The 10,351-nt window shown below is 65.2% G+C and carries 10 protein-coding genes; 9 read left to right on the top strand and 1 reads right to left on the bottom strand.

Annotated features, from left to right (window positions below):
• The 7 genes from ACWDTF_RS24475 to ACWDTF_RS24445 form a co-directional block, all read left to right on the top strand.
• Positions 1-486: transposase (locus ACWDTF_RS24475; protein WP_449755226.1), on the top strand; the 486-nt coding region annotated here is incomplete at its 5' end.
• A 1,283-nt stretch (positions 487-1,769) separates the two neighbouring features.
• Positions 1,770-2,561, top strand: a complete 792-nt coding sequence (locus ACWDTF_RS24470) for an enoyl-CoA hydratase-related protein (protein ID WP_240855802.1) — start codon at positions 1,770-1,772, stop codon at positions 2,559-2,561.
• 29 nt (positions 2,562-2,590) lie between these two features.
• Positions 2,591-3,340 (top strand): SDR family NAD(P)-dependent oxidoreductase, encoded by a 750-nt coding sequence (locus tag ACWDTF_RS24465; RefSeq protein ID WP_449755225.1) that lies wholly within the window; start codon positions 2,591-2,593, stop codon positions 3,338-3,340.
• A gap of 105 nt (positions 3,341-3,445) precedes the next feature.
• Positions 3,446-5,146: a class I adenylate-forming enzyme family protein gene (locus tag ACWDTF_RS24460; RefSeq protein ID WP_355276075.1), complete on the top strand. Its 1,701-nt coding sequence runs from the start codon at positions 3,446-3,448 to the stop codon at positions 5,144-5,146.
• Positions 5,143-6,366 carry an acyl-CoA dehydrogenase family protein gene (locus ACWDTF_RS24455; RefSeq protein ID WP_240855796.1) on the top strand — a complete coding sequence of 408 codons (1,224 nt, stop codon included), beginning with the start codon at positions 5,143-5,145 and terminating at the stop codon, positions 6,364-6,366. The genes ACWDTF_RS24460 and ACWDTF_RS24455 overlap by 4 nt, the downstream gene beginning before the upstream one ends.
• A 22-nt stretch (positions 6,367-6,388) precedes the next feature.
• The gene (locus ACWDTF_RS24450) at positions 6,389-7,534 is read left to right on the top strand and encodes an acyl-CoA dehydrogenase family protein (protein WP_355276073.1); all 1,146 of its coding nucleotides are present in this window, start codon (positions 6,389-6,391) and stop codon (positions 7,532-7,534) included.
• 250 nt (positions 7,535-7,784) lie between these two features.
• Positions 7,785-8,459 carry a TetR/AcrR family transcriptional regulator gene (locus ACWDTF_RS24445; RefSeq protein ID WP_240855786.1) on the top strand — a complete coding sequence of 225 codons (675 nt, stop codon included), beginning with the start codon at positions 7,785-7,787 and terminating at the stop codon, positions 8,457-8,459.
• Here the strand turns inward: ACWDTF_RS24445 and ACWDTF_RS24440 are convergent.
• On the bottom strand, positions 8,441-9,046 hold the full coding sequence (locus ACWDTF_RS24440) for a TetR/AcrR family transcriptional regulator (protein WP_240855785.1): 606 nt from the start codon (positions 9,044-9,046) through the stop codon (positions 8,441-8,443). The genes ACWDTF_RS24445 and ACWDTF_RS24440 overlap by 19 nt on opposite strands.
• A gap of 70 nt (positions 9,047-9,116) precedes the next feature.
• On the opposite strand from ACWDTF_RS24440, the gene ACWDTF_RS24435 reads away from it, so the two are divergent.
• Both ACWDTF_RS24435 and ACWDTF_RS24430 read left to right on the top strand, forming a co-directional pair.
• Complete coding sequence (locus ACWDTF_RS24435) at positions 9,117-9,962, top strand: alpha/beta fold hydrolase (RefSeq protein WP_449755224.1); 846 nt, start codon at positions 9,117-9,119, stop codon at positions 9,960-9,962.
• A 92-nt stretch (positions 9,963-10,054) separates the two neighbouring features.
• On the top strand, positions 10,055-10,318 hold the full coding sequence (locus ACWDTF_RS24430) for an SDR family NAD(P)-dependent oxidoreductase (protein ID WP_449755227.1): 264 nt from the start codon (positions 10,055-10,057) through the stop codon (positions 10,316-10,318).
• Positions 10,319-10,351: the final 33 nt, after the last annotated feature.

Here is a 10,351-nt window from a genome sequence, read left to right as displayed (position 1 = left end):
GTCCGGGAACTGTTGATCGAAATCCCGGGCATCTCGACCGGCACCGCCGATGTGATCATCGCCGAAACCGGAGGCGACATGAGTGTGTTCCCCAGTGCCGATCATTTGGCGTCGTGGGCCGGGGTGGCGCCCGGGCACCACGAATCGGCCGGCCGCCGAAAATCGGGGAAAACCCGGCACGGTAACCGCTACCTGAAAGGCGCCCTCGGTGCTGCGGTCCTCGCTATCGCCCGACACCCGGGCACCGCCCTGCACGCCAAATACAAACGGCTGGCCAGCTCCACCAACCCCCAAAAGGCCATCGTCGCTCTGGAACGCACCCTGCTCACCATCATCTGGACCATGCTCACCACCAACGTCGGCTACATCGAACGCGGCCCCGACTACTACCAGCGCCGCAACCCCGAACGCACCATGCGTAACGCGGTGCGCGCCCTGGAAAGCCTCGGCCTCGACGTCACCATCACCCCCCGCGAGGTCGCCTAACAGCCCAGCACCACACAGAAAGCGACTTTTCCATTTCCGCAGCTCAGCGGGATTGGTCACCTAACTCTTCGAGTCAGCCCAGCACCACACAGAAAGCGACTTTTCCATTCCCGCAGCTCAGCGGGATTGGTCACCTAACTCTTCGAGTCAGGCCCGGGGCCTCCGCGCGGCTGGCGCCCGCGACAACTGGAGCCGAATTGGAGAACGCGAGTGCTGCAGCACTCGCGTTCTCCAACTCAACTCGAGTTCTCGCAGGACGACGCGGGACACGGCCAGACCGAAGCCGAGGCCGCTCTGGGCGGTGATGTGCCATGGGTGGCCTCAGACCACACCCTGTGTCGAATCAGGTCAACCGGGTGCTGCAGTACACAGATCCTCCAACAGGACACAGAGTGTCAGGAGCGACTCCTCGAAAAGCTACATTTGCCCAGTTCAGAGCGGTGGTGACCCAACTCTTCGAGTCAGCGACGCACCCGCCGCCTGCGGCGGCGATGGAGGCGGGAAGAGGGCCGTGGAGCGCGGCGCGGCGACGATGATCCACGAAAAATAGGGGAAGAAACTCGTCCCCTACCCCTGGAGTCCTCCCCGCGAATTTTCTCGCGGACGACTCAACAAGCAGGGGCAGAAAGTAGGGGAAGAACCTTCCCCTACTTTCAGTGGTCCGGTGGCTCGCTGACGTGGCCCGTTCGCCTGCCCTTCGAGGCATCCCTCGGCCGGCGCCTCGGGCACCTCAGAGAGCGGTGGGGTGGTGGACGCTTATGCGCAGGCCAGAGCGCCAGTCACCGAACTCTTCGGATCAGCGACTCACCGTCGGCGTTGCCGACGATCATGGAGGCGGGAAGAGCGCGGCCTCGTCGCATAAACCGCATTGGTCGCCAGAAACCGCTGGTGTGGCCAGAAACCGCTGGTGCGCCTCGGGTTTCTGACCAGACACGCGGTTTCTGAAACCACGACTCGCCGGCGACGCGCCTCGGGTCGGCGAAGTGGCCGTCACGGACCACCCATCACGGAGACCTCACTTGTGGTCAGGGACCGTCGGCAGTTCCGAAGGTCTCTGACCAGAAATGAGGTCCCTGTCGACGCGCGGGGTCCTCGCGCCCCCGACGCCACGTAAACCCAGGTCAGAGCGTTGGTCGCAGTACTCTTCGGATCAGCGACCACCCACCGACGTCGTCGGCGTTCCGCGCTCGCCTCCGCGTGATCCTTGACACCTCGGTTGAGTGAATATACATTCATTCACCATGAAGGGTCAGTCACAAACGCTAGCAGCAGGGAGCGCCACCATGGACTACGAGGACATCGACTACACCGTCGAGGGGCCGACCGCGATCATCACGATGAACCGGCCGCACCGATACAACGCCTTCCGGGCGAAGACGGTCGAGGAGATGATCAACGCGTTCCGTCGGGCCTGGGCAGACAAGAACGTGCAGGCGGTCATCCTCACCGGCGCGGGCGAGAAGGCGTTCTGCACCGGCGGAGACGTCAAGCAGCGCGCCGAGACCGGCGACTACGGGCCGAGCGAGAGCGGAATGTTCGAGATCGGCAACCTGCACAAGACAATCCGTGATATCCCCAAGCCGGTCATCGCCGCCGTCAATGGGCTTGCGATCGGCGGTGGGCATGTCTTGCACGTGCTGTGCGACCTGACGATCGCTGCCGACACCGCACGCTTCGGCCAGTCCGGACCCAAGGTCGGTTCTTACGACGCCGGCTTCGGCTCGGCCTTCCTCGCCCGTATCGTCGGCGAGAAGCGCGCCCGCGAGATCTGGTACCTGTGCCGCCAGTACGACGCCGAGACCGCCGAGCGCTGGGGTCTGGTCAACTGGGTCGTCCCGGCCGCCGACCTGCTCGACGAGGCCAAGAAGATCGCCGCGGAGATCGCCGAGAAGTCGCCGACCACACTGCGCTTCCTCAAGCAGAGCTTCAACGCCGACACCGACCATCAGGCGGGGCTGTCGAACCTCGCGATGAGCTCGCTCGATCTGTTCACCCACTCACCCGAGGGACTCGAGGGCGCCGCGGCCTTCGCGGAGAAGCGTATGCCCGAGTTCAACAAGTACGTCGGCGCCTGACCGCTGCGACCCAACGAGAAGGAATCATCATGAGCACCAACAGCATCGCCGTCGTCACCGGTGCCGCATCGGGCATCGGCAAGGCCATCGCACTCGCGTTCGCCGAGCAGGGCACCACCGTCGTGGCGGCCGACATGAACCTCGACGCCGCCAAGCAGACCGCCGCCGAGAACTCCAACATCGTCCCGATGTCCGTCGATGTCGCCGACCGCGCCAAGGTCGACGAACTACGCGACGCCGTCAACGCGGAGGTCGGTGTGCCCGACATCCTCGTCAACGCGGCCGGCTGGGACCGCACCGACCAGTTCCTCAACGCAACAACGGAATTCGCCGAGAAGGTGGTCGCGATCAACTATCTCGGGCCGGTCCACATGGCCAGCGCGTTCCTCCCCGGCATGGTGGAGGCATCCAAGTCCGACGGCTGGCAGGGCGGTCGGGTTATCAACCTTGCCTCCGACGCAGGCCGGGTTGGCAGTGCCGGAGAATCCATCTACGCCGGCGCCAAGGGCGGCGTGATCGCGCTCTCCAAGTCGCTCGCCCGCGAGATGGCGCGCTACCAGATCACCGTCAACGCCGTCTGCCCCGGACCGACCGACACGCCCCTGTTCCAGGCGCAGCCGGACAAGCTCAAAGAGGCTCTCGTCAAGGCGATTCCATTCCGCCGGCTCGCCCGGCCCGACGAGGTCGCCGCACCCGTCCTGTTCTTCGCCTCACCCACGGCGTCGTTCATCACCGGCCAGGTGATCAGCGTCAGCGGCGGACTCACCATGGCCGGCTAGGCGGACGTGACGAACATGCAATCAGAACTGCACTTGCCGAGCCGGCCATCCTCATCGACACAGACCGGCTGAGTCGTCAACCGGATCGATCATCGGAGATCAGCAATGAGCGACACACAAGAGTATGTGTACGACGCACACCAGTACCGTGCCTTCTTCGAGCACGAGTTCACCTATCTGAACGGATTCCGCCGCAACGTATCCCGATACGCCAATGCGATTGCGATGATCGACCCGCTGACCGACACCGAGTGGACCTACGCCCAGCTCGGCGCCGCGGTCGACGCGATCGCCGCTGGTTTGGCGCAGCGCGGTGTGAGCGAGGGCGACGTGGTGGCCTACCAGCTGCTCAACGGTCCGGAGTTCGCGCAGCTCTACCTCGCCTGTCAGGCGGCCGGGGCGGTCGGCTCCCCGGTCAACTTCCGGCTCGCGGCCGGAGAGACCGCGGTGATCCTGGACGTCAGCCGGCCCAAGGTCTACGTGTACGACACCGACTTCACCGCGATGGTCACCGATGCGATCGAACGCGCCGACCACACACCGGAGATCCTCGTCGGCGTCGGATCCGGTGATCTGGTACCGGGTTCGGTGTCCATCCGGTTCACCGACCTGCCGTCGGATGGCCCCGTCCCGACCGTCGCGCGCGGGGTGTTCGACGAGACGACCCGTCTCTACACGTCGGGCACCACCGGCATGCCCAAGGCGGTGCCGATGAACAGCGCCATCGAGATCTTCTCCGCGCACGACGTGATCATGCACTTCCCGCTGTCGCCGGAGGATCGGACGCTGAACATGACGCCGTGGTTCCACCGCGGCGGACTCTACTGCGCGGGACCCAATCCCACCTTCTACCTCGGTTCGTCGCTGGTGCCGATGCGCACCTTCGACCCGGAGCAGACACTCGACTGGGTGGAGCGCTACCGGCTGACCTTCCTCATCGGGGCACCGACCAACCTGGCGATGCTGGCCACTGCGCAGCAGGCGAGGCCACGAGACCTGTCCAGCCTGCGTGGCATCGTCACGATGGGTGCGCCGCTGGAACGCGAAGCCGCACTGCACTATCAGGACGTGCTCACACCGCGGATCTTTAACGGCTACGGCAGTACCGAGGGATTCTGGAACACCTTCCTGCGTCCCACCGATTTGCCCGATCATGCCGGCACCGCGGGGCGTGCGTGCCTCGACGACGACGTCCGCGTGGTGAAGGTGCACGACGACGGGCATCTGGCCGACCCCGACGAGATCGTCGCCCGCGACGGCAACGAGGTTGGCGAAGTGATCATCAGGTCGCCGAAATGCGCTGCCGCCTACTACGACTCGCCGCTGCAGGAGAAGGCGAAGTACCACGGCAGCTGGCTGCACATCGGCGATCTGGCGACCTGGGACAGCGACGAGTACGTCACCATCGTCGGCCGCAAGGACGACATGCTGATCTCCGGTGGTGAGAACGTGCATCCGGTCCAGGTGGAGGAAGCCCTCAACGGCCATCCCGACGTGGCGGATTCGCTGGTCGTCGGGGTACCCGACGAGCGCTGGGGCCAACTCGTCGTCGCCTACATTCTGCCGGTCGACGGAGCAGCGCCGACACCGGAGGATCTCGACAGTTACTGCCGTAACCATCCGATGCTCTCGCAGTTCAAGCGACCGCGCGCCTACCGCATCATCGATGCGCTGCCGGTGTCGGCCACCGGAAAGAAGCTGCACTACAAGGCAACCGAATCCGCGGCCGGAGAGATGGCCGCCGGCGCGTTCAGTGCGCCCAAGACAACCCAGGCAACCCAGACAACCGAGGGAGTCACCCGATGAGCACCGTCACCACCACACCCAAGTTCTCCGTCGCCGATCCGCTGAATCTGGACCTCGGATATTCCGACGACGAACTCGCGCTGCGCGATTCGGTTCGCGGATTCCTGGCCGAGAACGTGACCCCGCACATCGCGGAGTGGTTCGAGAACGGTGGCATCCCGATCGCCCGCGATCTGTTCAAGGAGTTCGGTCAACTCGGAGTGCTCGGTATGCACCTCGACGGATACGGCTGCGGTGGAGCGTCATCGGTGCATTACGGGCTGGCCTGCCTGGAACTCGAGGCCTCCGATTCGGGCATCCGATCGATGGTGTCGGTGCAGGGCTCACTCGCGATGTTCTCCATCTACAACAACGGCAGCGAAGAGCAGAAGCAGCGGTGGTTGCCGTCGATGGCCGAAGGCACCACGATCGGTTGTTTCGGTCTCACCGAACCCGACGCGGGCAGCGATCCTGCGTCGATGAAGACCCGCGCCCGGCGCGACGGGGACGACTGGATCCTCGACGGCCGAAAGATGTGGATCACCAATTCGCCCATCGCCGATGTCGCCGTCGTGTGGGCCAAGACCGATCTCGGCGACGGTGACGTCGGTGTTCGCGGATTCATCGTGCCGACCGACACCCCGGGAGTCAGCACGCCGGAGATCAAACACAAACTGTCCCTGCGCGCTTCGACGACCGGCGAGATCGTTCTGGACAACGTCCGGCTGCCGGCCGACGCGCTGATGCCCGGCAACGACGACCTCCACAAGGGCAAGGGGATCAAGGCCCCGCTGTCGAGCTTGTCGGAGGCACGTTACGGCATTGTCTGGGGCGCGATCGGTGCGGCGCGCTCGGCCTGGGAGGCAGCGCGTGACTATGCGGTGCAGCGCACCCAGTTCGGACGTCCGCTGGCCGGATTCCAGTTGACGCAAGCCAAACTCGCCGACATGGCGGTCGAATTGCACAAGGGGCAGCTGCTTGCACTGCACCTGGGCCGGCTGAAGGACACCGTCGGGTTGCGCCCCGATCAGGTCAGCTTCGGCAAGCTCAACAACACCCGCGAGGCCATCGAGATCTGCCGGACCTCCCGCACCATCCTGGGTGGCAACGGAATCTCCTTGGAGTACCCCGTGATCCGGCACATGGTGAATCTGGAATCGGTGCTCACCTACGAGGGCACACCCGAAATGCACCAGCTCGTGCTCGGTCAGGCCCTCACCGGCGAGAACGCCTTCCGCTGAACAGCACCACCAAGGACGACTGATGAGCACCCTCACACACGACATCGAGCACAAGCACTTCCGGGAGACCGTCGCGAAGTTCGTCGACGACCAGATCACGCCCGCACACGAAGACTGGGAAAAGGTCGGCCAGTGGGACCGAACTCTCTTCACCGAGGCAGGTAAGAACGGGCTCCTCGGATTCCCCGTACCCGAGGAGTTCGGCGGCCCCGGCGTCGACGACTTCCGGTACCACGCAATCGTGATCGAGGAGACTGCGCGAACCGGTGCCGCGGCCGAGGCGATCGCCTTCTCGCTGCAGAACGACGTCGTACTGCCGTACCTGGTCGAGCTGACCAACGACGAGCAGAAGGCGCGCTGGCTTCCCGGTGTGGTCAGTGGCGAGACCGTCCTCGGCATCGCGATGACCGAACCCGGTGCAGGCAGCGACTTGACGGGTATCCGCACCACCGCCGTTCTCGACGGCGACCACTATGTGGTCAATGGGTCCAAGACCTTCATCTCCAATGGGCGCAACGGCGACCTGTTCGTGGTGGCCACCCGCACCGGGACCGACAAGCACAAGGGCCTCACCCTGCTCGTCGTCGAGGCCGACACCCCGGGGTTCGAGCGTGGCCGCAAACTCGACAAGATCGGCCTGCACGCGCAGGACACCAGCGAATTGGCGTTCAGTGACATGCGGGTGCCCGTCGCCAACCGGGTCGGCGCCGAGGGCGAGGGCTTCTACCAGCTCGTCCGCAACCTTCCACAGGAACGGCTGTCGCTGTCGATCGGTGCGGTTGCCGCCGCGGAGGGCACGTTCGCGCGAACGCTGGATTACGTGCGTGAGCGGACGGCCTTCGGATCGCCGATCTCGTCGTTCCAGAACACCCAGTTCGTGCTCGCCGAGATCGCCACCGAACTCGACATCGCACGAACCTTTCTCGACGACTGCATCGCCGAGCATGTCGACGGCAAGCTGACCGCGGCGCGGGCGGCGAAGTTGAAGTGGTGGGCAACCGAGCTGCAGGTCCGCACCGCGGATCGCTGCCTGCAATTGCACGGCGGCTACGGGTACATGCGGGAGTATCCGGTGTCGCGCGCCTTCATCGACGCCCGCATCCAGACGATCTACGGCGGGACCACCGAGATCATGAAGACCATCGTCGCCAAGGATCTCGGGATCTGATCTCCGGAAACCCGCCCCCGCTGCTGAGGTGCTCGGGTCGCCCACCCGCTGCCTGAGCGTCGAAAACTGGAGGTTCCACCCGCTGCCTGAGGTGCTCGGGTCGCCCACCCGCTGCCTGAGCGTCGAAAACTGGAGGTTCCACCCGCTGCCTGAGGTGCTCGAGGCGCCAGCCGAGAGCCTCGAAGGCGCTGGTGAGCTGACCATGTCATAGTGAATGAACGTCGATTCATCCCGCAACCGAGGAGGGCAGATGGCCAAGACAACGGCCGCACGATCGTCGGCAGACCTGGCCGTCGAGGATGCGGTGCGCGCGGTCCGCGTGTCCTCTCGCCGACGGCAGCTGCTCGACGCGGCCGTCGTCGTCATGGGGCGCACCGGGTTTCATCAGATGTCGATGCAGGCACTCGCCGAGGAGGCGCAGGTCAGCGTCGGCCTGTTCTACAAGTACTTCGGCAGCAAAGAGGACATCCTGCTGGCCGCGATCGTCGACATCTTGGAGACGTTCCGGGATCAACTACAGCCGGCCATGGACCGCGTGGGCGACGACCCGGTGGAACAACTGATAGCCGGCTTTCGCCAATACGTGACCATCGTCGACGAGAATCGCGACGCCGTCGTCCTCACGTACCGCGAGAGTAGGACTCTGGACGCCGAGGGCCGCGAACGCATCAAGGAACTCGAGGTCGAGACGTCGGCACCCATGCGGGCCGCGATCACCGCGGGCATCGGCAGTGGAGTGATGAACGACGTCGACGTCGACCTCGTGGTCTTCGACCTGATGATGCTTGCCCACGGATGGGCACTCAAGCACTGGCATTTCGCGCCCGGGTTCGACCTCGACCAGTACATCTCCGCACAGTTGCGCTTTGTCCTACCGGCTCTCGTGAAGGCCGACAAGGTGGATGCCTACCTCGCCGAGCTGTGATCGGCCGACGGTCGAGACTCGTTGACCGGCAAAGTCTTTGCGAAGGCGGCCAGGGCCCGGCCGGTCGCCAGCAGCGGTTCGGTGGATCGGCGGACGCGCGCGGCGATGAACGCGCCTTCGAGTCCCGACACGATGGCGTCGGCCAAAGCGCGCGCATCGGAGTCGCCGAGGCCTCGGGACCGCAGCAGTTCGGCGCCGCTCTCGACCCAACCGGTCATGACACCCGCTGCGACACCACGCAGTTCGGGCTCGGTGTCGGCGATCTCGGCGGCCACCGTGCCCACCGGGCACATGTTCATCCAATCGCTCTCGGCGATCGTCTCGGCGGCGAGTGTGAACGCCGCGATCAGCGCCTCGGCGATGTCACCCTGCGGAGCCAGGAGGGATATGACGAGTTCGCCGTAGGCGGCCCCCGATCGACGCATCGCCTCGGCGGCGACGTCGCGCTTCCCGTTCGCGAAGTGGTGGTAGATGGAGCCGATCGGCGCGTCCGCCGCCTCGGCGAGTTGTTTCATCCCCGTCCCGCTGTAACCCTGGCGGCGCATGATCTCCGCCATGGCCACGACGATGCGATCCTCGGTCTTCATCTTCCCATCCTAGAACGAACACTCTAGAATGGACGTTCTAGTCGGGAAACGCCGCTGAAAGGGTCTGGGCATGCCGGTCGTCGACGTTCCGAGTGGGCAGGTGGAGTATCTCGTCGACGGGGACGGGCCGCCGGTCGTCCTCCTCCACGGACTTCTGATGGACCAGTCGTTGTGGGATCGGGTGATGCCGTTGCTGCCGAGCGGGTTTCGGTACATCCGACCGCTTCTGCCGTTCGGCTCTCACCGACTCCCCATGCATGCGGACGCGGATCTCTCGATGACCGGCATGGCCGGACTCGTCGCCGACTTACTGGAGGCACTCGACCTCGACGACGTCACCCTGGTGCACACCGACTGGGGAGGTGGTCTGTTCCTGACGGCGATGGGGCGAGACGACCGGGTGGCCCAGCTGGTCATCTTGCCGTGCGAGGCATTCGAGAACTTCCCGCCAGGGCTCCCCGGTCGACTGGTCGCGCTCGCCGGGCGCATCCCGGGTGGCCTGGTGATCGGGATCCGACCGCTGCGGGTGAGCTGGCTGCGTCGGCTGCCCGTCCTGTACGGACAGATGGCGTCGAGCCCGCTACCTGACGCACTGATGCGCCGATGGACCGACCCGGTGCTGCGGGACAAGCTGATCCGCCGCGATGTGCGTTCCTACCTCCGCACCAGGTTCGACGCCGCCGACCTCGTACGCCAAACGGAAGCACTCGCGGGCTTCGGTGGACGTGCCCTCGTGCTCTGGTCGGCCAACAAGGTGATGCCGCTCGACCACGGCCGCCGTCTCGCCGGCCTCATCCCCGGGGCGCAGTATCGCGAGGTGCCCGACGCCGCCGTCCTCTCGATGCTCGATCAGCCGGAGATCGTCGCGGAAGAGATGAGCAGGTTCCTCAGCGCCATTCCGACGTCGTCGTCCTGAGGAGGCCGACGCCGAGCACACGCGGTGTCGACCCGTACCGTGGGGTGGTGTTCGAAGACCTCGCTCTGAACCCACTCCCGTCGCCGAGATCGATGTTGTCCGGATTTCGTGGCGAACCGCGACTCAACCGCACCACCATTGTGTTGACGGGAGCTTCCTCCGGGATCGGCGAGGCGATCGCGCATCGACTCGCCGCACGTGGCGCAACGCTGCTGCTCGTCGCGCGTGACCCCGACAAACTGACTGCGACGTGGCGACGCGATCAATGCCGATGGTGGTACCGCATCGTGGTTCTGTCAGCGGACATGAAAAACTGCCCATGGGCGGTCACGAAAGTGCCCGCTGACGGCCAATAAGGACTGCCCATGTGCGGTCACGAAAGTGCCCGT

Source organism: Gordonia sp. NPDC003422 (assembly GCF_053588675.1).
Note: the sequence above shows the minus strand (reverse complement) of the source record. Positions and strands in the feature narration are given on the sequence as shown.

Excerpts from the sequence above, each read along its gene's own strand:
- ACWDTF_RS24470 (WP_240855802.1), top strand. The coding sequence starts at position 1,770 with ATGGACTACGAGGACATCGACTACACCGTCGAGGGGCCGACCGCGATC.
- ACWDTF_RS24460 (WP_355276075.1), top strand. The coding sequence starts at position 3,446 with ATGAGCGACACACAAGAGTATGTGTACGACGCACACCAGTACCGTGCC.
- ACWDTF_RS24445 (WP_240855786.1), top strand. The coding sequence starts at position 7,785 with ATGGCCAAGACAACGGCCGCACGATCGTCGGCAGACCTGGCCGTCGAG.
- ACWDTF_RS24455 (WP_240855796.1), top strand. The coding sequence starts at position 5,143 with ATGAGCACCGTCACCACCACACCCAAGTTCTCCGTCGCCGATCCGCTG.
- ACWDTF_RS24430 (WP_449755227.1), top strand. The coding sequence starts at position 10,055 with ATGTTGTCCGGATTTCGTGGCGAACCGCGACTCAACCGCACCACCATT.
- ACWDTF_RS24465 (WP_449755225.1), top strand. The coding sequence starts at position 2,591 with ATGAGCACCAACAGCATCGCCGTCGTCACCGGTGCCGCATCGGGCATC.
- ACWDTF_RS24440 (WP_240855785.1), bottom strand. The coding sequence starts at position 9,046 with ATGAAGACCGAGGATCGCATCGTCGTGGCCATGGCGGAGATCATGCGC.
- ACWDTF_RS24435 (WP_449755224.1), top strand. The coding sequence starts at position 9,117 with ATGCCGGTCGTCGACGTTCCGAGTGGGCAGGTGGAGTATCTCGTCGAC.
- ACWDTF_RS24450 (WP_355276073.1), top strand. The coding sequence starts at position 6,389 with ATGAGCACCCTCACACACGACATCGAGCACAAGCACTTCCGGGAGACC.